Origin of the sequence: Nonlabens spongiae (assembly GCF_002117125.1) — a bacterium.
Taxonomy (GTDB): Bacteria; Bacteroidota; Bacteroidia; order Flavobacteriales; family Flavobacteriaceae; genus Nonlabens; species Nonlabens spongiae.
Genome location: NZ_CP019344.1, coordinates 3,242,517 through 3,268,804 on the forward strand (window position 1 = coordinate 3,242,517; position 26,288 = coordinate 3,268,804).

Genomic DNA, 26,288 nt, shown 5'->3' on the forward strand with positions numbered 1-26,288 from the left:
TGAATTATGAGAGACCGTTTATTTTTACAGGATAATTCTTCAAGAAATTCAATTGTAACTTTTGACATGCTTCTAAAATCTGCCAACATTCTTGTAGTAGATGACGATGAAGACGTGCTTACGGCACTCCGTCTATTACTAAAGTCTCGCACGGCCAAAGTTGTGACTAGTAAAAATCCTAATACGATAGATCAACTTATGCGAGAGACCTCGTTTGACATCGTAATTCTAGACATGAATTTCAACGCAATGGTGAATACTGGTAATGAAGGTGTCTACTGGTTAAATCACATCCGTAAAAAGAAAAAAGACTTAGATATTGTCCTTATCACTGCTTATGCAGATATCGATCTTGCCATCAAATCTCTTAAAATGGGCGCTTCTGATTTTATGGTCAAACCATGGAGCAACAACAAGATGATTGAAACTTTGGGTGAACTACTCGACAAGCGCGAGAACAAAAATAAGCAGCCTGAAAATGTATCAGATCAGATTGTAGGGAGCAGCGAGATCATGCAAGACGTGTTTGTTAAGCTACGCAAAGTAGCGCCTACAGATGCCAATGTTCTGATTTTGGGCGAGAACGGTACTGGTAAGGAACTGGTCGCTCAAGCGATCCATAATAATTCGCTACGTAAGGACAAACCCTTTGTAAAAGTGGATGTGGGAGCACTGACCGAATCTCTTTTTGAAAGCGAACTTTTTGGGTATAAAAAAGGTGCTTTCACAGATGCTCGTGAAGATCGGCAGGGTAGATTTGAAGCTGCTCATGGCGGAACTCTTTTTCTTGATGAAATAGGTAACATTACCTTGAGGCAACAAGCCAGGCTGCTTAGTGTTCTTCAAAATAGAGCTGTTATCCCGTTGGGATCAAATACACCTGTTGCCGTAGATATACGTTTGATTTGCGCGACAAACCTAAGTCTTATGGAACTGAGTGATGAAAGCAGGTTTAGAAAAGATCTTATTTACCGCATCAATACGCTAGACATAGTTGTGCCTCCTTTACGACAACGCGGCGATGATATTCTAGAACTGGCTCGCTATTTTACAGATCAGTACGCTTCTAAGTATACTAAGGGGGATTTGTCTTTTTCGGCCGATTTTGAGCGGAAGCTTCAAAAACATTCTTTTCCCGGTAATGTGCGAGAGCTGCAATATGCCATGGAGAAAGCCGTCATCATGGGTGAAGGAAACATCCTTACTGCAGCAGATCTTTCTTTTTCAAATATCGAGGTAGCGTCACCTGCTCAGAAGCAAGAACACGTGAGTACTAACCTTGAAGATGTTGAAAAACAAACGATCGTTCATGTAATTGATAAAAATAATGGTAACATTACTAAATCAGCCAAAGAGCTGGGGTTGACCAGAACCGCCCTTTACCGCAGACTCCAGAAATATGACCTTTAAAAGTTATGTCTTGCCACTAAGTCTGCGTATAAGTGTACTGCTAGGGACACTTATGATTCTGGCTTTTGGAATCGTTCAGGTAAAATATTATCTGATTATACTAGGCTCAACTTGCTCACTCATTGCAGTTTATTACCTCTACAGCTATGTAAAAAAACGCTTTCTAGAAGTAAGCGATTATTTTGAATCTATCAAATACCGTGACTTCTCCCGATGGTTTGTAGAGAGTAAAGGTCCTAAAGATATGCGTGAACTGCATGCTGGTTTTAATTTGATCAATAAGACAATCAAATCCATAAATAGTGAGCGTCAGGCACAACTTGTATACCTCCAGAAAATCCTTGAAATGGTGGATGTAGGTATAGTCGCTTACGATCTGGAAAAAGGCAACGTATTATGGATTAATGATAGCCTGCTCGAGACTTTGAATTTTCCGCATTTTAAGAATATTGATTTTGTAGAGGACCGCAGGCCAGAACTTTTTGAGGTATTGTTTGATCAACGCCATACAGGGGCATCTCCTGTTAATTTGCCTCTATCTCAAGATAGTCAGAAAGTGTTGATACTTGAAACCATATTTGAAGTAGAGCAAAGTAGTTTCAGGTTAGTTGTGGTACAAAATATTGAAAATACCCTTAATAAAAATGAAGACGACTCCTGGAAAAAACTATTGAGTGTGATGACCCATGAAATCATGAATAGTATCGCACCTATCACTTCGCTGGCAGAAACCCTCGAGTTAGGCTTAAGGGAGAATTTTGAAAATTCAGGAGGAGGTAAACTGCAAACAGAGGATATTCTCAGCGGCGTTTCAAGTATCAAAAAACGGAGTGAGGGTCTTATGAAATTTGCTAAGACCTACCGCAGTTTAAATAATGTAAATCAAATAAATACTTCAGTAATTTATGTTGAAGAATTTATGGATAGCGTGCAGGGGTTGATGATGACTACTATACCTGAGAAAGTTGAGATCAGTTTTAATATTTTGGATCGCAAGATGCAGCTCGACATTGATAGTTATTTGATAGAACAAGTACTAATCAATCTCATAATCAACGCTGTTGAAGCTACAGAGGGTATGGTAAGACGAGTTGTTGAAATCAAGACATTCAAGAACATGAGAGGCAGACCGGTGATTGCTGTAATCGACAATGGTCCAGGGATTTCTGATGAAATTAAGGAGAATATATTTGTGCCTTTTTTCAGCACAAAAAAACGTGGGAGTGGGGTAGGACTCAGCTTAAGCAAACAAATCATGACTCTTCATAAAGGGCGTATACGCTTATTTTCTAAAGAATCAGGTGGTACTCAAGCCGAGCTTATTTTTAATGAGTGACTTAAACTCCTACAGCTTCCAGTTCTTTAAGGATAGACAAGAACTGAGTTTTTCTATTTCTGCTTAGAGGCAAGACTTCGTTATCCAGTTCCACTGCTGTACTGCTATATTTTTGGATTTTATCCATATTCACAATATATGACTTATGGATACGCTGGAATTTATCGCTAGGAAGCGACTGCTCAAAAGCCTTCATGGTCGATAAAACAACAAGGGTTTCATGATTAGTTATCAATTTCACATAATCACCCAGCGCTTGAATATATCTTAGTTCGTTAAGGTAAACTTTTCTGCTTTTCAAGTTGCTTTTGACAAAGATGAAATCACCCGGATCTTCCTTGGGGAGTTCGTTAAATCGTTTCTTAAGTATAGCCTTTTCAGCGGCATATAAAAAACGCTCTTTCTTGATAGGAAGTTTCAGGTAATCTAAGGCATTATATTCAAAAGCCTTAAAAGCATCATCAGTATTGAATGAGGTAAAGATGATTGAAGCACCGCTGTCTAAGTAGTTAACGAGTTCAAAGCCATTCATTTTTTCCATCTCGATGGCTACAATAAGAAGATCAATTTTGGTGTCCTGAAGTTCTTCTTTAGCTTGAACAGGATTTTTGTAGTCCTGAATGAAATTAAGATTAGGATGAGCATTGATTAAGTTAACAAGCATGGATCTGCACTCATCGAGAGGTTCCACTACGTAACAATTAAGTAAAGTTGATGGCATATACATCGTTTTTTGGTTTTTAGTTTGTTATATAGGGGGTTACAAATAAACTAAAATTTTTAAAACTCTTAATGAACATGATCTCTTCTTGCGATCAATTTGTAGACTAATATACGTAATTATCGATAAACGGGTTTTTTACGTGTTAGAATTTTTGAATAATCCATTTTTTTAGGAGTTTCTACGTGTTCTGGAAGTTTTCGCTTTCGCGAAAGCGAGATTACAGTAATTTTAATTCTGTCGCAGAAGTAATTACCAGTAAAAGTTGTACTTTTGCAGCCGTTTAAATTATAATTATGAATCAATACGAAACTGTTTTCATTTTGAATCCCGTTTTATCTGATGAGCAGGTAAAGGAAACAGTAAAGAAGTTTGAGGATTTCCTTACTGGTAATGGAGCCAAAATGGTAGCCAAAGAAGATTGGGGGCTTAAAAAACTTGCCTACACAATCGAAAACAAAAAAAGTGGTTTCTACCACCTTTTTCAATTTGAAGCCCCAGGCTCTATAATCGGAGACTATGAGGTTGAATTCCGTCGTGACGAGCGCGTGATGCGATACCTTACTGTAAAGCTTGACAAGTACGCTATCGAGTGGGCAGAAAAGAGAAGAAATAGAATGTCTAAAAAATCTAAAGCTTAATCCATGGCAACTTTACAACAACAAGCAAAGGGTAAGAAAGACGGTGACATACGTTACTTGTCTCCCCTCAAGATCGAGACTCAAGAGAGAAAGAAGTACTGCCGTTTCAAGAGAAGTGGTATTAAGTACATAGATTACAAAGATCCAGATTTCCTCATGGGATTGGTAAATGAGCAAGGTAAACTATTGCCTAGACGCCTTACCGGTACATCATTAAAATACCAGAGAAAAGTGGCTGTGGCTGTAAAACGTGCCCGTCATATTGCACTTATGCCTTACGTAGGTGATCTACTTAAATAAAAACGCTACAGAATTATGGAACTTATATTAAAGAAAGATGTAGAAAACCTAGGTTTTACTGATGATGTAGTAACAGTAAAGCCAGGCTATGGACGTAACTACCTTATCCCACAAGGTTATGCGGTGATGGCCACAAAAGGTGCTAAAAAACAACTTGAGGAAACTTTGAAGCAACGCGCTCACAAAGAAGCTTCAAACATTAAAGCTGCTCAATCACAAGCTGACAAAGTAAAAGAACTGGATATCAAAATACCTGCTAAAACAGGAGATGCTGATAAACTTTTTGGTTCTGTTACAACGGCTGATGTTTCTGATGCACTTGCAAAAGAAGGAGTTGAGGTAGATAAGAAATTTATCACCGTTGCTGGTGGTAACGTTAAGAGACTGGGCCAGTATGAGGCTACAGTTCGTTTCCATAGAGAAGTAACTTCTGTATTCAACTTTGAGGTTGTTGACGCAGGAAACTAATTCATTATAAATTATCAAAAGCCGTTTCATCACAAGTGAAGCGGCTTTTTTTGTACCTATCATTGCAATATGAAATACAGGAGACTTACTAAGGAACAGCTGGAAGAGATGCATCCAGAATTCATCAATTTTCTCGCGACTCAATCCATCACGGCTCAGGAATGGGATGATATCAAAGCTAATAAGCCTGAGGTAGCAGAAGAAGAAATAGATGTTTTCTCTGATCTAGTTTGGGAAGGTGTACTTTCTAAGGCTGAGTATCTAGAGCATATCTCGTCTAGTACGATGAATCTCTTCAAACTAGGAGAGAAGGAAATGGAGCTCATCTCCATTATGGTGGGTGATGAACTTATAGATATTACAACAGCGCAAGGCTACAAATGGCTTCAAAACAATCTACTGGATGACACCGTTAAAATCTTTACGGCTCAAAAAGAATACGGCGAAGACCCTAATGCCGACAAATTCAAACTCATCGAGACGGGAGCTGTAATCACTAAGGGTGAGCTCTACCGCTACTTTGATGATTTAATGGAGTTGGGAAAAGAAAATCTAGATTAGATTTTCTTTATTTAATAGAAACCATTGAAGGCCTATAATTGTAATTGAATTATTGAAAAAGCCTTGAGGGAGTTTTTCTAGAGCCCGCTTTCGCGAAAGCGGAACTAATTTAATATCCTCTTTCTCGCTAGCCGCACCTCCACCATTATTGACCTTATCGCCTGTTTCCACCTGAGCGAAAAATAGATGAATAACCTCGGAAGACATGCCAGGTGAAGGAAAGTAGGTAGAAATCTTTTCTAGATTATCAATCTTGTATCCTATCTCTTCAAGAACTTCCCTTTGCGCAGCATCTTGAGCCGTTTCTCCATCATCAATGGCTCCCGCGGGCAATTCTAAAATAAACGGTACATTTCTTCTAGAACTGGGATAACGGAACTGTTCCGTAAACAGGAATTGATCTGTGTCCCTCTCGTAAATGAGAATTGCTACAGAATCACCACGATCTAAGGCGAGTCGTGTGGCCTGGATTTTTCCTTCATTCCTGTAGGTGTCATGTTCAACCTCGGCTTCAAAAACTTTCAGGAATTTGTCCAGAACAATCTTCTCGCTTTTGACCTTATAATCCATGCAGGCTTTTCTTTTTTAAAAGAGATTGCCCACCTCTTCTCTGATGTAGCTCAAAGCCGTGGAACTGGGCGCTCTATGATCCATAACTTCATTAAGCACTGCAGAGCGTAGACCGTCAGCGGTATTTGACTTCTCTTTCATGGCAACCTGCCTTATAATTTTAATGGTTGTGTTTTTAGCAGATCTTATCACATTCCACGCTTCTTCACTTATATAGATTTGCTGAGCGATATTGTGTTCAAACTCCTGTTCTATGGAGGCGATAATTACCTGCTCGTAACCTGCTTTGTCCATTTCACCTGGCTTGATGCGAACCACGAGGTTCTCTGGCTTGATGCGCTCTAAAAAAAGCGTCATGCGCTCATAAGCTTGCATGCGTGAGGGTAAGGTTTTGGCCTGTGACTCTCTGACCGTGAGAAAACGTCTCCGTTTTTCCTCATTTTGCATAAATGAGCTGAAGAAATAATAGGCCAGTAAACCTACGATTAGAGCGGGCAAGACTGTGGTAAATGCTTGTAAAATGGTTTGATCCATGGATTAATTTAAATCTGTAAATGTAATAAGCGTTTGCAATACCTTAATCAAGGTGCTTGTAATATCTAATCCAGTCCACCATCATTTTCTGTGGAAAAGGCGTAGAGTCGTCTGGTTCTCCAGCCCATAAGCCACCCACTGCGATATTGAGCAAAATGAAATGCTCATGGTGAAATTCTAGATATTTCTCGCCTGTAATATCCTTCTCGCGATACAGTTTTCCGTCTACGAGCCACTTGAATGATTTCTCAGTCCATTCCAGCTCAAAGACATGATAATCGTCCGCAAAAATGCCAGTCTCAAGCTCGTAGCTTATTGAACCCATAGCTTCATGCTGTCCACTTTCATTAGCATAGTGAATATTTGCCTCGACTACCGCATTATCTTTTGAACCATACAGCTCTAAAATATCGATCTCGCCACAAAACGGCCAGGGTGTGTCGCCTCCATTCTCATCTATATTATTGCCCAGCGTCCAGAATGCGGGCCAGATTCCATTGCCTTTAGGTAATTTGATCCGAGCTGAGATTTTGCCGTACTTAAAAGTTTGTTTGTGGGCGGTATTCAGGCGGGCAGAGGTGTAGTTGCCTTGCTCGTGAAGATCCCCCTTGTGCTTTGCAACTATGACGAGCTTGCCATTCTCCACATACGCATTTTCTTCATCATTTGTGTAGCGTTGCCATTCTTCGTTAAAACGCCCGGCGGGCTCTACTTGTCGGTTCCAGATTTTTGGATCGAGCTGCTCACCTTCAAAATTTTCTTCCCAAATGAGTTCCCACTCGTTATTCGCTTCTGTCATAATTTCTTTTTCTTGACTGTCTTTATTTAGTGGTTCACGAGGTGCTTGTTTTTCCTTGCATGAAAAGATGATCAAAAGTAAGGCAAGAAGATAACGAGAAGGTCTTTTGAATAATTTCATCTGGTAACTGATTAAGTGGTAGAAAGATAGTTGATTATTTCGCTTTCGCGAAAGCGGAATCACATCCAAAATCAAACACTACCTATAAACGCGGCGCATAAATCTGTCTTTTATCAATAAACTTTAAGCCTTTTATTATATTGCCTAACCAAATCACAGTTCATGAAATTTGCATTGATCAGAGAAAGAAAAAATCCGCCAGATCGTAGGGTGGTCTTCAGTCCAGCACAGCTTGCTGCACTTAACTTGAAATATCGCGATCAAGCAAAATTTGTCGTGGAATCTTCGCCCATCCGCATTTTTACTGATGAGCAATATCGAGACGCTGGGGTAGAAGTCGTTGATGATGTGAGCGATGCAGATGTGTTGTTGGGTGTGAAAGAAGTGCCTAAAGAGGATCTGATTCTCCATAAAAAATATTTCTTCTTCTCACACACGATCAAAAAGCAGCCTTACAATCGCGATCTTTTAAGGGAAATTCTCAAGAAAAATATTGAACTCTATGATCATGAGACCATTGTAGCAGAAACTGGAGGGCGACTTATAGGTTTTGGTAGATATGCTGGGATTGTGGGAGCATACAATGGATTCAGGGCGCTGGGTCTGCGAGATGGTATTTTTGACCTACCCAAGGTAGAGTCCTTACCAGATTATGAAGCCTTGAAAAACGAACTTAGAGCGATTAAAACCAGCTTACCAAAAATCAACATTGCCATCACCGGTTCTGGGAAAGTGACGGGAGGAATTAGAGAGATTCTGGAAACATTGGGTGTTCATGAGGTCTTGCCTAAGGCCTATTTGCAACTCGGCCATTTTGAAAATAGACAAACCGTTTTCACGCAGCTGGATGTTCACGATTACTATATCAGAAAAGACGGTCTCAAGCCTACAAAAACGGAGTGCTATAACAACCCGGAATTGCTCAAAAGTGACTTTATGAAATTTGCCACCGTGACGGATATGTTGATCACGGGTCACTTTTACGATCATAAGGCTCCTTACTTATTTACCCGAGAAGATGCGAAGCGTCCAGAGTTCAAAATAAATGTGGTGGCAGATGTGAGTTGTGATATAGACGGTCCGGTTGCTAGCACGATACGACCCAGCACCATCGCAGATCCTATCTACGGTTACGATCCCAGAACAGAAAAAGAAACCGATTATAAAGATAGCGGAGCGATTACCGTAATGGCTGTAGATAATTTGCCTTGCGAGTTGCCTAAAGATGCCAGTGAAGGTTTTGGTGAGATGTTCCAGGAAAGTGTTTTACCTGCGTTCTTCAATGATGATGAAGACGGCATATTAGATCGTGCCCAAATGACAACATCTAGTGGTACGCTTACTGAGCGTTTCTCTTATCTGGAGGATTTTGTAAAAGAGTACCGTACAAAGTTTTAATCACTTTAACAGACTCAGTTGGTCTCACGAGCTAGTTTAGCTGATTAGATTCTACTCTTATGAAGGCACGTTACATATCCCACACACTCCACTTCAAGCAACCATCGGGAACTTCTCGTGGTGTTTTGAAAACCAAGGACACCTTTTTCATCATTATTGAACATGAGGAAAACTGGGGAGTAGGAGAGGTGAACCTGTTCAGAGGACTTTCTTATGATGACCGTGAGGGTTTTGAAGAGAAATTGAAATGGACCTGTGAAAACATAGGCAAAAAACCCGCTGAAATGATGGAGGAGCTCAAGGAATGGCCTTCCATACTTTTTGGTTATGAGATGGCGGTTAAATCCTATCAGAGCAGCACGCCATTTGAACTTTTTCCTTCTCTTTTTACTCAGGGACAAGGTGCGATCAACATCAATGGGCTTGTTTGGATGGGAGATCAAGACTTTATGCAGCGGCAGATTGAGGAAAAACTAAAGCAAGGTTTTGATTGTATAAAGCTTAAGATAGGCGCGATAGACTTTGGTAAAGAATTGGAATTGTTGAAGTCGGTACGGTCTCGCTTTCCCTCGGCCGCCGAAGACTCGCCGAAGGCACGGCGCGAAAGCGAGATTACCTTAAGAGTAGATGCTAACGGAGCCTTTTCTCCTGATGAAGCGGCAGAAAAGCTTGAAAAACTTTCTCAATTTGACATTCATAGCATTGAGCAGCCCATCAAACAAAATCAATGGGAAGCTATGGCTCAAGTCTGTGAGATTTCCGCGGTAGACGTGGCTCTCGATGAGGAACTGATAGGGATTACAGATCGCGAGGAGAAAATTAAGTGTTTAGAAACTATAAAACCACAATACATCATCTTAAAACCTGCGCTCGTGGGAGGATTTCAATCTACGAGAGAGTGGATAGACCTTGCAGAGGCGCGCAACATAGGCTGGTGGATCACGAGTGCTCTGGAGTCTAATGTAGGCCTCAATGCCATCGCACAATTCACATATACTTTAGGAACTACGATGCCACAAGGGTTGGGAACTGGTGGACTTTTTACCAATAATATAGAGTGTCCTCTTGAGATCAAAAATGGAAAATTGATCTGTAACGCAAACCGCAAGTGGGACACTAACCTTTTCAAAGATTAAATATGTACATAGAGCAAGGATATAAAGGGAATTTAGGAGCGTGGAACTTTTTGATCATTCCAGGGTTGTTTAGTGCATTTATGCTGGTCAATTATGTGATGACCATGAGCATGATCGAGCAGGGCGTGAGTGTGGAGGATACCATGCAGCAACTCATTGATCAAATAGGAAAATTACCAACGCTTGTTCTTAACCTTTCCATCTTTGTGATCGGAATCATAGGGATCTTCATTTGGGCTTTACTGATCAACCAGCAAAGTTTCAGAGGGATTACTACCTCTCGCAAAAAAGTAGACTGGAAACGTGTTTTCTTCATGTTTTTCTTCTGGGGGATTCTATCGGCTGGGCTCATTTTATTATCGGTTTATCTAGCACCAGAAAATTTTGAATATAATCTCGATTGGTCCAGGTTTTTACCGTTATTGGCGGTGGTCTTGATCATGCTGCCATTGCAAACCAGTTTTGAGGAATACCTTTTCCGCTCGCAAATGATGCAGGGCTTGGGTATTTTGACAAAGACAAGATGGATTCCTTTTATTGTGAGCTCCGTTTTGTTTGGATTAATGCATGCCGCAAATCCTGAAGTGGAGAAATTAGGAATGGGCGTAATGGTTTTTTACATAGGAACTGGATTTTTACTTGGAGCAATGACTTTGCTCGATGAAGGTCTTGAACTCGCGCTTGGATTTCATGCAGCAAATAACATCGTTGCGGCTCTAATGGTCACTTCAACCTGGACGGCTTTACAGACAGACAGTATTTATCTAGACGTTTCTGAGCCTACGGGAATGGGAATTTCTGACTTTGCATCTGTATTGATAGGCTACCCGATTATTTTGATTATTCTAGGTAGAATCTATAAATGGAAAAACTGGAGCGAGAAATTGTTTGGTAGAGTGTTATCAAAAGAAGAATTCTTAGCTTTAGACCACCAAGAACAGCCTCTTCAAAATCAATCTTTATGATACCTAAAGTCCACCCACGTTTTAAACTTAACGGTCGATCTCTTGATCATGAGGGCCTCATGACTGTGGCTTATAGCTACGTAAAGGAAGGAGAAGACTGGGAAAAGGAGATAGGAGACTTTTTATTGAACTGGCTGGACGATTTTGAGGTGCTTACGGTTTACAGCAGCGGTTCTACGGGAACTCCCAAAATCAATAAGCTGCAAAAAGAGCACATGATCAATAGTGCCAAAGCGACAAACACATGGTTCAATCTCCCAGAGGAATGTGATGCCTTGTGCTGTTTGCCGTTGTCTTTTATCGCTGGTAAGATGATGATGGTGCGTGCCTTGACTTTAGGATGGCAGCTGGATGTGGTAAAGCCGAGCGCATCACCTTTTAAAACACTTAGAAAGCGTTATGATTTTACGGCACTGACTAATTATCAGGTATTGAATTCGCTTGACGATATTCACAAAAGTGTCAAAATCATCATAGGAGGTGGGCCGGTTGCTAAAAATCTACCCGAACTTCTTAAGAACAAGCATACCAAGGCATACCACACTTATGGCATGACAGAGACGAGCAGTCACATTGCCATCCGTAAGATTCACCCGGTTTATGAAGAAGCTTACTGCACGCTTACTGAAGATATTACCGTTAAGCAAGACGATCGCGGTTGCCTTGTAGTGCATGCTCCCTTTTTACTGTCAAATGATATTGTGACTAACGACATCGTGGAACTAACAGGTGAAAGAAATTTCAAAATTCTGGGTAGGATAGACCGAGTGATTAATAGCGGCGGAGTGAAAATTTACCCAGAAATCGTTGAAGAAAAGCTTTCTGAACTAATTACCAGTCGGTTTTTTGTTACAGGGACGCCTTCTGATGAACTGGGTCAGGAAGTTGTTCTCGTAGTTGAGGGGGAGGAACGAGATTTGCCTGAATTCAAAAATTTTGGAAAATATGAAATGCCTAAGAAAGTCTATTTCCTGAAAGAGTTCAAAGAAACCCACACTGGAAAAGTAGATAGAAAAGCAAGTCTTGAAGCGCTGCTTGCTATGAGATAGATAGCTTGATTTAGTTGACGCTTTCGCGAAAGCGTAACTAAAACAAATCTATTCTTGAGGATCCAACCTTTTAGCGATTACGGTAGTTACCTGATCAAGCATTCTGTACACGTTGTCAAAACCAGCCTTGCCACCATAGTATGGATCGGGAACGTCGAGCCCCTCACCAGGAAACATCTCGTCCATAATTTTCTTGACTTTAGATTTTTGCTCATCGGTTTGAGCGATCTCGAGCAAATTGTTGTAGTTAGAACCATCCATCGCATAGATGATGTCAAAGTCTTCAAAATCCTGAGCGGTTACCCAACGACTCCTTTGCGCAGATATGTCTATATTGTGTTTCTGAGCTACTTTAATTGATCTTTTGTCAGGAGCTTCTCCTTTATGACCGCCACTGGTACCGGCACTGTCAATTTTGAACTTGGTAAAGTTTACCTTGTGCTTTAGCAAACCTTCTGCAAGCGGCGACCGGCAAATGTTCCCCAAACAGACCATTAAGATATTTGTGGTGTCTTTGCTCATCCCATCAATTTTTCACGGATGTCCTCAACGTATTTGTTGAACTGCTTGTCTGTACTTGCCAAGTTGTTCACAGTCTTACAAGCATGCAATACTGTGGCGTGATCTCTTTTACCTATCTGTGATCCTATGCTGGCAAGTGACGCCTTTGTCATTTGCTTAGAGAAATACATGGCAAGCTGGCGGGCCTGAACGATATGTCTTTTTCTAGTTTTGGACTGCAGGGTTTCCACATCCATAGAGAAGTAATCGCTGACCGTTTTTTGAATCTGTTCGATCGAGATTTCTTTTTTGGTATTCTTTACGTAGTTCTCAACAATCTTTTTTGCTAGATCTAGATCGATCTCCTTACGATTGAATGACGAGTGAGCAATGAGGGAGATGATTGCTCCTTCCAGTTCACGGATGTTGGATTTAATATTTTCGGCAACGTAATTCACGATTTTTTCTTCCATCTCTACACCATCTCTGTAAAGCTTGTTCTTGATGATGGACACACGTGTTTCAAAATCGGGCTGATTGAGTTCTGCACTCAATCCCCATTTAAAACGAGAGAGTAAACGCTGCTCAATGTCTTGCATGTCAACCGGTTTCTTGTCACTTGTGAGAATGACTTGGCGTCCATTTTGATGCAAGTGGTTGAAGATGTGGAAGAACGCATCTTGAGTACTTGCTTTTCCAGCAAATAACTGAATATCGTCTACTATAAGAACGTCTACAATCTGATAGAAGTGGATAAAATCATTTCTTGTATTTTTTCTAACCGACTCTATATATTGCTGAGTGAACTTTTCAGAACTTATGTAGAGGACTGTTTTGTCCGGATAATTTTCTTTGATGCCTACCCCAATGGCGTGGGCTAAATGTGTCTTACCTAAACCTACACCTCCAAAAATCAACAATGGATTGAACGAAGTCCCTCCAGGCTTGTTAGCAACCGCCATTCCTGCACTACGTGCTAGACGGTTTGAATCTCCTTCAAGGAAACTATCAAAATTATAGGTAGGGTTGAGCTGCGACTCGATTTTTACATTGCGTATACCCGGGATGATAAACGGATTCTTGAGTTCTGGACTTTTACTTTTTACTGGAGCATCTACTGACTGTGAGCTTTTGATCGCTCGATTGCTACTAGGGATTTTTTCTGTGAAAGGCTCCATGCCTTTAAGCTTGTTCTCAACCTTTATAGCATAGATCAATTTAGCTCCCTCGCCTAGTTCTCTGGTAAGGGCAGTTTTGAGTAATTTGATATAGTGCTCTTCAAGCCACTCATAGAAGAATCTACTGGGAACTTGAATACTTAATGCGGTATCGGTTAACTTTACTGGTTTTATGGGTAAAAACCAAGTTTTATATGCTTGAGGATTAATGTTATCTTGTATAAATGAGAGGCAATTCTCCCACACCGATGCCGCCGTCGTTGCCATGTAAAGTAGATTATTTGTCAGTTTATTGGTTAAAAAGTGAACTCTTAAGCAATTGTTAAATTGCGTTCTTTAGCCGAGGACAAATATGTGTATAAAAAACCTTAAAAAAAACACTTTTTTAGGTTGATTTTTATCTAAAAAAGTTGCATTGAAATATCTTTTTTCTAAACCTAATTTTTGACTCTTAATTATGCGAGAAAGCACTGTTAAAATCTCTACCCGATATTGTGAAACAGATCAAATGGGTATAATACACCATGCTAATTACTTGATTTACATGGAACAAGGTCGGGTGGCATGGCTGGATCAATTAGGGTTCTCTTATAAGGCTATGGAGGAGCAGGGCGTGCTTTTACCTGTGTATCATATAGATATAAAGTATAGAAGAAGTGCGCAGTTTGGAGATGAGTTAACAGTTAAAACACGGCTTCGTAAAATCCCCACTACTAAGGTTGAATTTGATTACGAAATCAAAAATTCAAAAGGTGAAATTTGCACAACGGCTTATCTAATTTTGGTTTTTACTAATGCTGAATCTTTTAAACCCATGCGTCCCTTAAATGACTTTTTGGAAAAGTGTAAGGAACTTTTTTAAACACCACTTCCTTTTTATGCTTCCCAAATTATTTGATAAGATAATCGACGAATGGAAATCCAGTTACAGAAATAGATTTCACCCTAATAAATATGTCGCACTTTCCACGATCGATCTAAATGGTTTTCCCAGATCGCGTACCGTTGCAGTGCGAGAAGTCCATGATAATCTAGATGTTATCATATTCACAGATGCTCGATCAGCCAAGGTGGATCAACTCAACAAGACTCCTAAAGCATGCATACTCGCTTGTAACCATAAAAAGTTAGAACAATTGAGATGGGATGGCGAGCTTTCTGTAATTCAAGATGAAAAAGAAGTCAAGAGATTGTTTCAAAAGGTAGGGCAGAAGTCTCTAAAGGATCACACTACTGTAAGTGCTCCAGGATCTGCCATCAAAAATCCTGATGAAGTAGAGTACTTGTCACGTAAAGAATCCTATTTTATGGCACTACGTTTTAAATCAAAACGCCTTGAGTACCTTAAGTTGAAATGCCCTAATCATCTTAGGGCTCTTTTTACCTGAAACGAAGATTGGAAAGGTACATGGCTTACGCCTCAAATATTTTCTTTTGCTATGATGGGATGCCAGCTGTTGAGGAGTTCAATATGTTCCTGAACCTTGGATTGTGGTACGGAAATCACCATCTCACATGATGCGGTGAGGTTTTGTTTTTTGATAAGAAGCCCATTTTCATCAATCCATCGCATGATTTGGCTCATTTGTGGATACTCAAACTGAACAATGATATCTTCCGTAATTACTTTAGTGATGATTTCGGCTTTATCGAGAGCAAGAGCTGCGCTTGTTTTGTAGGCATTGATAAGACCGCTCACTCCTAATTTAGTTCCTCCAAAAATTCTACTGACTACTACAGCGACATCACTTAGTTCATAACTCTGGATCTGACCATATATAGTAGCCCCAGCACTGTTTCTGGGCTCGCCGTCGTCGTTTATCCTATAATTGTCATCACCAGATCCTATTTTCCAGGCATAGCAATGGTGACCAGCTTTGGGATGCTTCTTATTTAGTTCACTCAGAATCTCGTTCATATCTTCCGGATCAGAAAGTGGGAATGCGGTGGCATAAAACTTACTACCCTTGTCTTTAAAAAGAATCTCTTCAGTATTCTTCTCTAGTGTTTTATAAGAATCGGTCAATTAAAGTTTGATTATGTTTGCTTTAAATAGCAACAGAGTTTCAATTTGCTAAAATATAAATAACTCCTTATGAAAAAAGTTTTCGTTCTCATATTAGGCTTGGTTCTCATTTTTACATCATGCAGTGATGATGATTCTGATGGCAGTAGTGATCAGTTTGACCCATCTTTAATTATCGGTACGTGGAATCTTGAGGATACCGATATAGACGGGACTACGTCTACCACCATTCAAAATCAACCTGTTCAATTTACCGCTAATACCGAGCTCATGAGTGCAGATTTCACATTAACATTCGACTCGAATGGGGATTATGACGCTCAAGGTCAATCGTCTTACCGAGTCACTACCGCTTTGTTCCCTGAGCAGATTATAGACTCTGATATTCAAAGCGCTACGGGAACCTATACGATCAATGATCGTGAAATCATTTTTACCGGTGATTCTTTCATAGGTGTTTTTGGTGATCAAGTACCTAATTTGGATGGCTTAGAGTTAACGATCAATACGCTCACGGACACCAGATTGATTTTAGATGTTGAGGGGACGGTACAACAACAACTATTTGGTACCGAAGCTGATGTAGATGTAGATGGTTTTATCGAGTTTTCAAAAAGCTAGTTAATTTTTTACGCTTTCGCGAAAGCGATAACAACAATAGCAGCAATCGCTAAACCTACACCTATGTAATTTCTCAGGCTCATGCGTTCTCTAAACAAAACAATCCCGAGAACCGAAGTTAGTAAAACGGTTCCCACGTGATTGATAGGCCAAACGACGCTACTCGCCATAGCTGTCTTAAGTGCCATGATAATGAAGAAAATCGAGAAATAATTAGGTATTCCTAGTACGACTCCTGCAATAACAGATTTACTTTTGATATAACGACCTTTAGAGGCCTCAAAAATCAAAATACCGATTCCTATAATAAAAGCGCTCAAAAAGCAAACTGCACTGAATAGAGGCTCTTTCCCATCAGAAACATAAGTCGTTTCAGCATATTTGATGATGGTGTCTATAGCGCCGCTTCCAGCAAAAAGGAGCAATGGCAAGATCAATAAGCTTTTATTTAATTTAGTGTTTTCTCTCTTCTTGAGTGAAGATAGCACAACGGATATCAGCGCCACGATTATTCCTATCGCCTTGATCCATCCCAGTGATTCTTCATAAAGCCAGATCCCTGCAATCACAGGAATGACAAGGGACATCTTGCTGGCTACAGCTGCGACTGATAAACCGCTTTTTTGACTGGTGAGCGCCATTACGTTGAAAATTGTAATGAATAAGATGCCCAAGCTAATAGAAAAAGGCAACCAGCCCGCATTCAGGATTTCGTCAAATAAAAAGTCTCCTCTATAGGCGATAATTCCGGTAATAAACGCCACTAAATAATTGAATACGATGGCGTGGAGACGATTGACATTAAATACTGCAAAATATTTGAAGATTACGTACAGCAGGCTGGACGTCGCTATACTCAACCCGAGCCAGATCATGATTTTCTATAAATTTTTAAAACATCATTCTCGATGATTTCTCTTGTGTGTAGTAGAAACTTCCCACTAAGTTTTGGCGTTTGAACGCCCTCATGGAATAAAACCTCTGTCCCCATAAACTGATAAGCCTCGTCCCACATTCCCTTATCGATAAACTCTTGAATCGTTTTTACACCTCCCTCAATAATAACCGACTGAATACCATTCTGAAATAAATCTGATAGAATTCCATCTACTTCTCTTGTTTTGCGATTGAGAATAAGAGTTTGTGCCTCATTACTGAATACCGCGCTGTCTTTTGATAAATTTTCCAAAGAATCTAGTACAACACGGGTGGGATGAAAACCTTTCCAAGATCTGCAGGTAAGCGACGGATTGTCGTCTATCACCGTTTTTGCTCCTACCAGAATCGCCTGTTCCTGAGCCCTAAGTTTATGCGCTCGTTGCTTACTGTAAGAATTAGTAATCCAGACAGGGGATCTATCGAGCTTTTTTAAAGGTGCGATGTATCCATCGCTCGTTTCGGCCCATTTGAGAATGACATACGGCCTTCGTTTGCGATGATAAGTAAAGAATCTTCTGTTAAGCTCTTTACACTCATTTGATAGAACTCCTATAATGCATTTAATTCCTGCAGACTCTAGCAATTTAACGCCGCGACCTGCAACCTTGTCGTGCGGGTCCAGCGTGCCTATTACCACTTTCTTAAATCCTTTTTTAATAATCATGCTGGCGCAAGGAGGCGTCTTCCCAGTATGTGAGCAAGGTTCCAGATTGACGTAGATTGTGGCATCTGAGAAATCGCTATGACCTTTGTTCTCTGCATTGAGAACAGCATTCACTTCGGCATGGGGTTGCCCTGATTGATAATGCCAGCCTTCTCCTATTATTTTATTTTCAGAATTGAATATAACGCTTCCTACAAGAGGGTTGGGATACGTAGTGCCCAGACCATTTTTTGCAAGTTCTAGGCACCGCTGCATGTATTTTTCATGATGCTGCATCAGGCAAATTTAGAATGAAGCAGTTGAATTAGACTTACAATGATCTTAATTTCAAACTTCTATTGATATAAAAATTATGTAATTTGACCTCATGCGCGAGGACTTTATTCATTACCTGTGGAAGTTCAAAAAACTGAACGGTCTAGAATTGTTGACCACGACTGGAAAACGCATTGTGATTAAATCGCTGGGTCAGCATAACCACCATTCAGGACCTGATTTTTTTAATGGTCGCTTGAGTATAGATGGTCAGGAATGGGCAGGGAATATAGAAATGCATTTGAAGGCGAGCGACTGGTTTCTTCACGGTCACGATGATGATCCAGCCTATAATAATGTGATCCTGCACGTGGTCTGGACACATGACGCAGATATTGCTACGCGCGACGGGCTTAAAATTCCTGTTCTAGAAGTCTCCAGATACGTCGATCCTGATTTGTTGAAATCCTACCAAAATCTATTCAAGGTAAAGCAGCAACAATTTATCAATTGCGAAAATAGTATTCCTCAAATTAATCCGTTTAAAATTTCTCAGTGGAAAGAGAAGCTTTTTATTGAACGATTGGAGCAAAAATCGCTACGCATATCAAAGTTGCTAGAGAGAAACACTGGCGACTGGGAGGCAACTTTTTTGCAGTTGCTTGCACGTAGTTTTGGCACAAAGGTTAATGCTGATGCTTTTGAGCAGACTGCGCGCAGCATGGCACCATCGGTCGTGCGCAAACTTGCAAAGGATGCGTTTCAGCTTGAATCTACCTTGCTTGGGCAGGCTGGTTTGCTAGAAAAAGATACTGAAGATCAATACATGGTGGATTGTAGGAGAGAGTACGCTTTCGCGAAAGCGAAACACTCCTTAAAACCCATCGACACGGCCATGAAATTCTTCAGGATTCGGCCGGTAAATTATCCTACGATCAGACTCTCCCAACTCGCAAGGTTATATCATTTTAACCCTTTACTATTTGGTGAGGTGTTGCTCTGTAAGAATCTTGATGAGCTTTACGATTTGTTCAATGTTAAAGCAAGCTCTTACTGGGATGATCATCACGTTTTTGGCAAGCAGTCAAAGAATCGGGAGAAATATTTGTCCAGAGATTTTGTGGATCTTCTCATTATCAACTGTGTCGTACCGATAAAGTTTGCTTATGCGCAGTATGAGGGTAAGGATAATGTTGAAGACCTCATGGAGTTACTCTCAGTGCTCAAACCAGAGAACAATACCATAGTAGAAGGATTCATGCGCTTGATTACTGTGGATAACGCCGTGGACAGTCAGGCTGTTCTACAATTGAAGCCTAATTACTGTGACGTGAATAAGTGTCTCTCTTGTGATATAGGAGTTGGTCTATTACGAGGCTAGAAGTATATTTGATTAATAAACCACACGGTAAAATGAGTATTGTAACAAATTTGCGCCATTATATGGAGAAGTATGGCTTCTACGTCTCTACCCGTCTGGCAGATCGTATGGGAATCAAGGCTCGCAACGTGCGCATTACTTTTATTTACTTTACGTTTGCCACATTAGGGGCTGGATTTGCCATTTATCTGATAATAGCGTTTTGGCTGAAGTTAAAAGATTTGATCTACGTAAAGCGCAGTTCTGTTTTTGACCTATAAGATTGTCTTGTGAGTAGAAAGATCAAAATTGCAGCTCTACTGGTGCTAACAGTGTTGATTACCGGTGTGGTAGGATTCAGGATTACGATGGATCTATCATGGGTCGATGCACTCTACATGACGGTGATAACGGTAACTACTGTAGGGTATCGTGAAATTAACGATCCCACTCCAGAAGCTAAGATTTTTACAATACTCCTCATCTCGATAAGTGTAGTGATAGTGGGTTATGCAGTCTCAGTGATCACAGAATTTTTGCTTTCAAAAAATAACGCCGAAGAAATAAGACGGAAGCGCTCTGAAAAACATCTTAAGAATATGAAGAACCACATCATTGTCTGCGGTTATGGACGTAATGGAAAACAAGCTGTTCAAAAACTGCTGGATTACAAAAAAGATTTTATCATCGTAGAACAAGATCAACAAGTGATTGACGATTGTGGGCTGGATCAGGTGAATTTCATCAGAGGGAACGCAAATGAAGACGAGGTACTCATTAAAGCGGGCATAGAAAAATCTTCAACCCTTATCACAGCTCTACCTGAAGATGCTGATAATCTTTTTATAGTTCTGAGTGCTCGACAGCTCAATAAGGATTTAAAAATCATATCACGCGCCACGGAAGATACCTCATATAAAAAATTAAAACTTGCAGGAGCTGATAATGTAATCCTACCCGATACCATAGGAGGTCAGCACATGGCGTCGTTGATTGTTAGCCCAGATTTGATTGAATTTTGGGATCAATTGTCATACGGTGGGAGTGAAGGTGTGAATTTAGAGCAAGTGAGTTTTGAGCAAATGTTTGATGAGCAGCGAGAGTGTTCCATTCTTGATCTTAACATGCGTCAAAAAACAGGTTGCACCATCATAGGTTACAAATCTCCAGATGGAGAATATATCGTGAATCCAGACCCTTCCCAAAAACTTACTCAAGGATCTAAAATCATCGTTGTAGGAAATACTGATCAGATACAGCAGTTACAGCGTGCATACCGTATTAACACTGAGGTAACATAAACGTTAACAAAACTTTCAAAAGGCATTTTTTTGTTGCATATTGCCAATTCAAAATTTTAGATTCATAATGAAGAAGATATTTCTATTAAGTTGTTTTGCACTTTTATCTGCAGTTGGCTTGGCTCAAGAGCTTGACCTTGAAGCAGTTGTGTCAAATCCTTCAAATGAAATAAATGATGGTGTTGTTGAGGTAAAGGTTTCTGGCGGACAAGCACCTTATACCTATAAGTGGTCTAACCAAGCAACTTCTTTAAAATCCGCTAAAGCAGAAGAATTAACGGAAGGAATCGATTATACCGTTATTGTTACTGATTCACAAGGTGAATCTGCTACAGGTGTTTATAGGGTCGGTGCTGAAAGTATCCCAGAAATATTCAATGGTACAGCGGTACCTGCCGTTCAGGGTCTAGGGAGTATTTTGTTTTGGGACCCGTTTTCGGCCATAGGGATTTATGATCCAGTAATCTATGCAGAACAAAAGAATATACCCGTTCCAGGATGGGAAGCAGGTACTGAAGATAAATACACGCTGCAAAAATGGCTTGTAGCCGATGGGAAAAAAGTAACTAAAGGTCAACCTATCGCTGTAATTACTACTAACGGCTCTAATGAAACGACCATCGAGTCACTAGCTAAGGGAACGTTGATCCACAATACTGCTGAGGGAGAAGTCATCTATGACGGTAAAGATACCGCTGACTTAATTGAGCGCGGTGCCCACTTTCTTGCAAGTGTAGAATATGATGAAAAAATTCCTATCGTTCACCCTAATGGAGATCCTGTAACTAAGCCGATCTTTTTTATTGTAGTGTGGCTCGTTCTGGGAGCTACGTTCTTTACTATTAGAATGGGCTTCATCAATCTAAGAGGATTTAAACACAGTTTTGATCTTGCTCGCGGAAAGTTTGATGATCCTAATGCTCCTGGTCAAGTAACGCATTTTCAAGCTTTGGCTACTGCTGTTTCAGGAACCGTAGGTTTAGGAAATATTGCGGGTGTCGCCGTAGCAATATCGGTAGGTGGTGCCGGAGCGACATTCTGGATGATTATTGCTGGTCTTTTAGGTATGTCGTCAAAGTTTGTAGAGTGTACGCTTGGGGTTAAGTATCGTAAGATATTACCTGATGGGCGCGTTTTCGGTGGGCCTATGAACTATTTGAGAGATGGACTTTCTGCTCAAGGAAAAGGAAACTTAGGTAAAGCGCTTGCTGTATTGTTTGCCATTCTCGCGGTAGGAGCATCCTTCGGTGGAGGAAATATGTTCCAGGCTAATCAATCTTTTGAGCAGTTAGAATCACAATTCCCAGTGCTCGCTGGTCAAGGTGTCTGGTTTGGTGTCATCACGGCAGTGTTAGTAGGTGTAGTTATCATCGGTGGAATTCAAAGTATTGCCAAGGTTACAGGTAAGGTCGTACCCATCATGGCCGGAACATATATTGTTGCCGCTCTAGTAGTTATTATTATCAACATAGAAAATGTAGGACCGGCACTAGAAGCTATATACGACGGAGCTTTCAGTCCATCTGCCTTAAAAGGTGGTGTGATAGGAGTTTTAATAACAGGATTTAGAAGGGCAGCCTTCTCAAATGAGGCGGGTGTAGGTTCTGCCGCAATCGCACACAGTGCTGCAAAAACAAACCATCCGGTTTCTGAAGGTTTTGTGGCGCTATTAGAGCCGTTCATCGACACGGTAGTGGTTTGCACACTTACAGCCTTAGTATTGATTTTTACAGGAATGCATGAAGTTCAAGGTATGGGTGGCGCAGAGCTTACCAGTACGGCTTTCGGTAGCGTGATTTCTTGGTTCCCGTATGTTCTCGCCATTGCCGTATTCCTTTTTGCATTTTCAACCATGATCAGTTGGTCTTACTACGGTATGCGTGCATGGACTTACTTATTCGGTAAAAGCAAAAAGTCTGAGTTGATCTATAAATTGATTTTCTTAGTGTTTGTAGTGGTAGGAGCTAGTGTAAGTCTAGGAGCAGTTCTAGATTTCTCAGATATGATGATACTAGCCATGTCGTTCCCTAACATAATTGGATTATTGTTGATGTCTGGTGAGGTGCGCAGAGATTTGAGAGAGTACATGCGCAAGCTCAGAGCTGGAGAACTTGGTCTGAAAAAAGCTGCATAATTAATCATGAATTTGTTTAAGTCCCTCTTTGCTTTCGATACCCGTCAGCGCAGAGGGATTTTTATTTTAATTCTACTTTTAGTAATCGTTTTAGCGGTAAGATTTTATTTTGAAAAAGATCACGATGAAACTCCTCTGGAATACTCTGTTAATGAGAAATATCAGCAAAAAATTGATTCCATTAAAAGGAGTCATGCTGCAAAAAGAGATACCATTTATCCTTTTAATCCTAATTACATCACAGACTATCGCGGGTATAAACTGGGATTGAGTCTAGAAGAGCTGGATCGATTGTCTCGCTTTCGCGAAAGCGGAAAATTCATCAACAGTCCCGCCCAGTTCCAGCAAGTGACACAGGTAAGCGATCAATGGCTGGACAGCATCTCGCCTTATTTTAAGTTCCCTGCTTGGGTAAACAACAGGAATCGCAATAAGTATAAAACTGGAAACCCGAGCAAACCCTCAAAACCTCAGGACCTGAACAAAGCCACTGCTGATCAACTTAAAGAAGTCTATGGAATAGGTCCCGCACTTTCCAAGAGAATCATTGAAGAAAGATCACGACTGGGCGGGTTTATTGATATAAAACAAATGCGTACTATATATGGCCTAACCGATTCCACCACAACCAGGATCATGGAGAAATTCTACATTTCAAAGAATTCAAATGTGAAGTTGATCGCTCTAAATCAGGCTACTAAAGACGAGCTGTTAAGCATTCCCTATTTTAACGACTATCTGGTTAATGAATTAATCAAGCAACGCACGTTGAGAGATGGTTTTAACTCATGGGATGAAGTGATGCTGACTTCCCGATTTCCAGAGGAAAAATTGCCTTTAATTCAGCTATATTTGACGCTTGATTAAAATTACGAAATCGTTATATGTATTCAAAATATTTTACCGAAGAGCACAACGTGTTCAGAGAGAGTTTTAGAGAGTTTTTAAACAAAGAAGTTGTTCCGCACGTAGACCGTTGGGAAGAAACCGGTCAGATAGACCGTGAGATTTTCCGAAAGATGGGGGAGATGGGCTACTTTGCTCTTTACTATCCTGAGGCATATGGTGGTCTTGATCTAGACTTTTTCTATACGGTTATATTTCTTGAAGAAATGCAACGTATCAACTCAGGTGGATTTGCAGCAGCGATGTGGGTGCAGGCATTTCTAGGTGCACAACATTTACTAAAAGAAGGAGACGAGCGTATCAAGCAAGAGTACCTTGTCCCTACGTTAACTGGTGAAAAGATAGGTTGTCTTGCCATTACCGAACCTTTTGGCGGTAGTGATGTTGCGGGAATGCGCACCACGGCGGTAAAAGAAGGTGACCATTATATTATCAATGGTTCAAAGACCTTTATTACAAACGGTGTTTATTCTGATTATCTAGTAGTTGCTGCAAAAACAAATCCTGAAGCTAAAGGGCGAGGAATTTCCATCTTTGTAATGGATCGTGATACCCCAGGTATCAGCGCTACAAAACTGAACAAACTGGGCTGGAGAGCTAGCGACACCGGTGAGATAGGTTTTGACAATGTGAAGATACCTGCTGAGAACCTTATGGGTAAAGAGGGAAAAGGGTTCCCTTATATCATGCAGCACTTTGCGCTGGAACGTCTAATCATGGGAATCAACGCACACGCTCGAGCAGAATATGCCATCGAGTATACTATTGAATATATGAAGGAGCGTACGGCTTTTGGCCAATCGCTTAACAAGTTCCAGGCATTACGTCACAACCTTTCTGACATGTTGAGTGAGGTAGAGATGGCAAAATGTTTCAATTACGCAATTTCAGAGGAACTGGATAAAGGCTTATATCCTGTAAAGGAGGCCAGCATGTCAAAATTGCTTTCCACAAAAATTGCTGATGAAGTAATTTACAAGTGCCTACAATATTTAGGTGGATACGGCTATATAGAAGAATATCCGCTTGCACGTATGTGGCGAGACAGTCGTCTAGGTCCTATAGGTGGTGGAACCAGCGAGATCATGCGTGAGATAATCGCAAAGATGACGCTGGATGGTAAGGATTACAAGCCTGTGGCGGGTTGATTTGAAAATTCCGCTTTCGCGAAAGCGGTAAAATCATTTGTAGGTTTGAAATAAAGAACTATCTTTGCCGTCCCAAAGAGAGGAGGTGATGACACTATGTTAATTATACCAGTAAAGGACGGAGAAAATATCGATAGAGCTCTAAAGCGTTTCAAAAGAAAATTTGATCGTACGGGCAAAATGCGTGAGTTGCGTAGCAGACAGCAGTTTACCAAACCGTCTGTAGCAAAGAGAGCTCAAAAAATCAAAGCTCAGTACGTCCAGCAACTACGTGACGCAGAGAACATCTAAGTAGTCACTAGTCTTTAAATTATTTTGCGCTATCGTGTAAATGTTTACATTTACCTGATAGCGCTTTTTTTATGTATCTAATTGAATTCATAGACTATCTCTCTTTAGAGAGGAACTATTCAAAACATACGGTTGCTGCTTATAAAAGCGATCTCGTACAATTTTTTGAATTTTTAGATATAGAAGAGGTTGAGAGCCCTATTCTTGTAAATTACAGTATTGTTCGTGGCTGGGTCGCTACACTGCTAGAGGAGGAGCTTTCTAAACGGTCAGCCAATAGAAAAATAGCATCAATAAAGGCTTACTATAAATTTCTATTGAGTCAGGAATTAATTGAAGTGAATCCACTTTCTTCTCATAGGGGTCTCAAAGAAGATCGTCAAGTGGAAGTTCCTTTTTCAGAAGAAGAGGTCCGTACCCTTCTGGATGCTGAAGTAAATAAAGATGATTTTGAAGCTTTACGTGACCGGATCATTATTGAGTTGTTGTATGTAACTGGCATGCGTAGATCTGAGATCATCAACCTCAAAGTCCAGGATGTAGATTTTACTGGTAGAGTGATCAAGATTTTGGGAAAGCGTAACAAGGAGCGTAGAATACCGCTTTTAGGAAACGTTGCTGAGCATTTAAAACAATATCTAGAGTTAAGATCAATGGTAACCCAATCTGATATTCCAGAAATGTTGGTCACTGACAAAGGGCTCAAAATGTATCCAAATTTTGTTTATCGTAAGATAAAGTCTTACTTTAGATCAATATCTCTTAAAGTAAAGGTCAGTCCACACATATTGCGTCACAGTTTTGCGACGCATTTATTGAACAATGGAGCTGATCTTATTTCTGTAAAAGAATTACTGGGACATAGTAGTCTTTCATCTACACAAGTTTATACCCACATGGGAATGCAGGGTTTAAAAGAGGTTTATGGCAAGGCACATCCCAGGGCAAATAAATAA

30 protein-coding genes are annotated in these 26,288 nt (G+C 40.5%); 21 read left to right on the forward strand and 9 right to left on the reverse strand.

The genetic code is table 11. The features are described from left to right. The first annotated feature begins 66 nt into the window (after nucleotides 1-66). Complete coding sequence (locus tag BST97_RS14830) at nucleotides 67-1,410, forward strand: sigma-54-dependent transcriptional regulator (protein ID WP_085768278.1); 1,344 nt, start codon at nucleotides 67-69, stop codon at nucleotides 1,408-1,410. Continuing rightward, nucleotides 1,400-2,746, forward strand: coding sequence for a sensor histidine kinase (locus BST97_RS14835; protein WP_085767969.1), 1,347 nt, complete (start codon nucleotides 1,400-1,402; stop codon nucleotides 2,744-2,746). The genes BST97_RS14830 and BST97_RS14835 overlap by 11 nt, the downstream gene beginning before the upstream one ends. Nucleotide 2,747: 1 nt before the next feature. Here BST97_RS14835 and BST97_RS14840 read toward each other — a convergent pair whose 3' ends face one another. Then, entirely contained in the window at nucleotides 2,748-3,467 is a 720-nt protein-coding gene (locus BST97_RS14840) for a LytR/AlgR family response regulator transcription factor (protein ID WP_085768279.1), read from the reverse strand. A gap of 296 nt (nucleotides 3,468-3,763) precedes the next feature. Between BST97_RS14840 and rpsF the strand changes: the two genes are divergently transcribed. From rpsF to BST97_RS14860, 4 genes are all read left to right on the forward strand, one after another. Further along, nucleotides 3,764-4,108, forward strand: a complete 345-nt coding sequence (gene rpsF / locus BST97_RS14845) for a 30S ribosomal protein S6 (RefSeq protein WP_085767970.1) — start codon at nucleotides 3,764-3,766, stop codon at nucleotides 4,106-4,108. 3 nt (nucleotides 4,109-4,111) lie between these two features. Next, the gene (gene rpsR, locus BST97_RS14850) at nucleotides 4,112-4,408 is read left to right on the forward strand and encodes a 30S ribosomal protein S18 (RefSeq protein WP_085767971.1); all 297 of its coding nucleotides are present in this window, start codon (nucleotides 4,112-4,114) and stop codon (nucleotides 4,406-4,408) included. A 15-nt stretch (nucleotides 4,409-4,423) separates the two neighbouring features. Next, the gene (rplI, locus tag BST97_RS14855; protein ID WP_085767972.1) at nucleotides 4,424-4,876 is read left to right on the forward strand and encodes a 50S ribosomal protein L9; all 453 of its coding nucleotides are present in this window, start codon (nucleotides 4,424-4,426) and stop codon (nucleotides 4,874-4,876) included. A gap of 69 nt (nucleotides 4,877-4,945) precedes the next feature. After that, entirely contained in the window at nucleotides 4,946-5,437 is a 492-nt protein-coding gene (locus tag BST97_RS14860; RefSeq protein ID WP_085767973.1) for a DUF6495 family protein, read from the forward strand. Here BST97_RS14860 and BST97_RS14865 read toward each other — a convergent pair. The 3 genes from BST97_RS14865 to BST97_RS14875 are packed head-to-tail and all read right to left on the reverse strand — an operon-like array spanning nucleotide 5,429 to nucleotide 7,460. Then, nucleotides 5,429-6,007: an NUDIX domain-containing protein gene (locus BST97_RS14865; protein WP_085767974.1), complete on the reverse strand. Its 579-nt coding sequence runs from the start codon at nucleotides 6,005-6,007 to the stop codon at nucleotides 5,429-5,431. The two genes, BST97_RS14860 and BST97_RS14865, sit on opposite strands and share 9 nt — an antisense overlap. Nucleotides 6,008-6,022: 15 nt before the next feature. Further along, a complete protein-coding gene (locus BST97_RS14870; RefSeq protein WP_085767975.1) occupies nucleotides 6,023-6,541 on the reverse strand; it encodes a DUF7935 family protein in 519 nt (172 codons plus the stop codon). Between the two features lie 43 nt (nucleotides 6,542-6,584). Beyond that, nucleotides 6,585-7,460 (reverse strand): glycoside hydrolase family 16 protein, encoded by an 876-nt coding sequence (locus BST97_RS14875; protein ID WP_157111701.1) that lies wholly within the window; start codon nucleotides 7,458-7,460, stop codon nucleotides 6,585-6,587. 162 nt (nucleotides 7,461-7,622) lie between these two features. On the opposite strand from BST97_RS14875, the gene BST97_RS14880 reads away from it, so the two are divergent. Genes BST97_RS14880 through BST97_RS14895 form a run of 4 tightly spaced genes read left to right on the forward strand, consistent with a single transcriptional unit; the run spans nucleotide 7,623 to nucleotide 12,008 of the window. Next, nucleotides 7,623-8,858 carry an NAD(P)-dependent oxidoreductase gene (locus tag BST97_RS14880; protein WP_085767977.1) on the forward strand — a complete coding sequence of 412 codons (1,236 nt, stop codon included), beginning with the start codon at nucleotides 7,623-7,625 and terminating at the stop codon, nucleotides 8,856-8,858. A 59-nt stretch (nucleotides 8,859-8,917) separates the two neighbouring features. Further along, nucleotides 8,918-9,994, forward strand: coding sequence for an o-succinylbenzoate synthase (locus BST97_RS14885; RefSeq protein WP_085767978.1), 1,077 nt, complete (start codon nucleotides 8,918-8,920; stop codon nucleotides 9,992-9,994). 2 nt (nucleotides 9,995-9,996) lie between these two features. Next, nucleotides 9,997-10,959 carry a CPBP family intramembrane glutamic endopeptidase gene (locus BST97_RS14890; protein WP_085767979.1) on the forward strand — a complete coding sequence of 321 codons (963 nt, stop codon included), beginning with the start codon at nucleotides 9,997-9,999 and terminating at the stop codon, nucleotides 10,957-10,959. Then, nucleotides 10,956-12,008, forward strand: a complete 1,053-nt coding sequence (locus BST97_RS14895; RefSeq protein ID WP_085767980.1) for an AMP-binding protein — start codon at nucleotides 10,956-10,958, stop codon at nucleotides 12,006-12,008. The genes BST97_RS14890 and BST97_RS14895 overlap by 4 nt, the downstream gene beginning before the upstream one ends. Before the next feature lie 48 nt (nucleotides 12,009-12,056). Here BST97_RS14895 and BST97_RS14900 read toward each other — a convergent pair whose 3' ends face one another. Together BST97_RS14900 and dnaA are read right to left on the reverse strand one after the other, a co-directional pair. Further along, entirely contained in the window at nucleotides 12,057-12,530 is a 474-nt protein-coding gene (locus tag BST97_RS14900) for a low molecular weight protein-tyrosine-phosphatase (RefSeq protein ID WP_245833599.1), read from the reverse strand. Then, complete coding sequence (dnaA, locus tag BST97_RS14905) at nucleotides 12,527-13,954, reverse strand: chromosomal replication initiator protein DnaA (RefSeq protein WP_085767981.1); 1,428 nt, start codon at nucleotides 13,952-13,954, stop codon at nucleotides 12,527-12,529. The genes BST97_RS14900 and dnaA overlap by 4 nt, the downstream gene beginning before the upstream one ends. Before the next feature lie 190 nt (nucleotides 13,955-14,144). Here dnaA and BST97_RS14910 point away from each other — a divergent pair, with 190 nt between their 5' ends. Beyond that, a complete protein-coding gene (locus BST97_RS14910; RefSeq protein ID WP_085767982.1) occupies nucleotides 14,145-14,549 on the forward strand; it encodes an acyl-CoA thioesterase in 405 nt (134 codons plus the stop codon). 16 nt (nucleotides 14,550-14,565) lie between these two features. Beyond that, nucleotides 14,566-15,075, forward strand: a complete 510-nt coding sequence (locus BST97_RS14915; protein WP_169711572.1) for a pyridoxamine 5'-phosphate oxidase family protein — start codon at nucleotides 14,566-14,568, stop codon at nucleotides 15,073-15,075. 32 nt (nucleotides 15,076-15,107) lie between these two features. Here the strand turns inward: BST97_RS14915 and BST97_RS14920 are convergent, their stop codons facing one another. Next, nucleotides 15,108-15,713 (reverse strand): IMPACT family protein, encoded by a 606-nt coding sequence (locus tag BST97_RS14920; protein ID WP_085767984.1) that lies wholly within the window; start codon nucleotides 15,711-15,713, stop codon nucleotides 15,108-15,110. Between the two features lie 69 nt (nucleotides 15,714-15,782). Here BST97_RS14920 and BST97_RS14925 point away from each other — a divergent pair, with 69 nt between their 5' ends. Next, complete coding sequence (locus BST97_RS14925) at nucleotides 15,783-16,334, forward strand: hypothetical protein (protein WP_085767985.1); 552 nt, start codon at nucleotides 15,783-15,785, stop codon at nucleotides 16,332-16,334. 8 nt (nucleotides 16,335-16,342) lie between these two features. On the opposite strand, the gene BST97_RS14930 is transcribed toward BST97_RS14925, so the two are convergent. Beyond that, nucleotides 16,343-17,209, reverse strand: coding sequence for a hypothetical protein (locus BST97_RS14930; RefSeq protein WP_085767986.1), 867 nt, complete (start codon nucleotides 17,207-17,209; stop codon nucleotides 16,343-16,345). Next, complete coding sequence (gene ribD, locus BST97_RS14935) at nucleotides 17,206-18,213, reverse strand: bifunctional diaminohydroxyphosphoribosylaminopyrimidine deaminase/5-amino-6-(5-phosphoribosylamino)uracil reductase RibD (protein ID WP_085767987.1); 1,008 nt, start codon at nucleotides 18,211-18,213, stop codon at nucleotides 17,206-17,208. The genes BST97_RS14930 and ribD overlap by 4 nt, the downstream gene beginning before the upstream one ends. A 91-nt stretch (nucleotides 18,214-18,304) precedes the next feature. On the opposite strand from ribD, the gene BST97_RS14940 reads away from it, so the two are divergent. The 8 genes from BST97_RS14940 (at nucleotide 18,305) to BST97_RS14975 (ending at nucleotide 26,288) form a co-directional block, all read left to right on the forward strand. Continuing rightward, the gene (locus tag BST97_RS14940) at nucleotides 18,305-19,573 is read left to right on the forward strand and encodes a DUF2851 family protein (RefSeq protein ID WP_085767988.1); all 1,269 of its coding nucleotides are present in this window, start codon (nucleotides 18,305-18,307) and stop codon (nucleotides 19,571-19,573) included. 32 nt (nucleotides 19,574-19,605) lie between these two features. Beyond that, nucleotides 19,606-19,833, forward strand: coding sequence for a PspC family transcriptional regulator (locus BST97_RS14945; RefSeq protein ID WP_085767989.1), 228 nt, complete (start codon nucleotides 19,606-19,608; stop codon nucleotides 19,831-19,833). A gap of 9 nt (nucleotides 19,834-19,842) precedes the next feature. Further along, a complete protein-coding gene (locus BST97_RS14950) occupies nucleotides 19,843-20,853 on the forward strand; it encodes a potassium channel family protein (RefSeq protein ID WP_157111703.1) in 1,011 nt (336 codons plus the stop codon). Between the two features lie 67 nt (nucleotides 20,854-20,920). Further along, entirely contained in the window at nucleotides 20,921-22,987 is a 2,067-nt protein-coding gene (locus tag BST97_RS14955; RefSeq protein WP_085767990.1) for an amino acid carrier protein, read from the forward strand. A gap of 6 nt (nucleotides 22,988-22,993) precedes the next feature. Further along, the gene (locus BST97_RS14960) at nucleotides 22,994-23,854 is read left to right on the forward strand and encodes a helix-hairpin-helix domain-containing protein (RefSeq protein WP_085767991.1); all 861 of its coding nucleotides are present in this window, start codon (nucleotides 22,994-22,996) and stop codon (nucleotides 23,852-23,854) included. 17 nt (nucleotides 23,855-23,871) lie between these two features. After that, on the forward strand, nucleotides 23,872-25,041 hold the full coding sequence (locus tag BST97_RS14965; RefSeq protein WP_085767992.1) for an acyl-CoA dehydrogenase family protein: 1,170 nt from the start codon (nucleotides 23,872-23,874) through the stop codon (nucleotides 25,039-25,041). A gap of 96 nt (nucleotides 25,042-25,137) precedes the next feature. Continuing rightward, a complete protein-coding gene (rpsU, locus tag BST97_RS14970) occupies nucleotides 25,138-25,332 on the forward strand; it encodes a 30S ribosomal protein S21 (RefSeq protein WP_085767993.1) in 195 nt (64 codons plus the stop codon). Between the two features lie 71 nt (nucleotides 25,333-25,403). Beyond that, complete coding sequence (locus tag BST97_RS14975) at nucleotides 25,404-26,288, forward strand: tyrosine-type recombinase/integrase (protein ID WP_085767994.1); 885 nt, start codon at nucleotides 25,404-25,406, stop codon at nucleotides 26,286-26,288.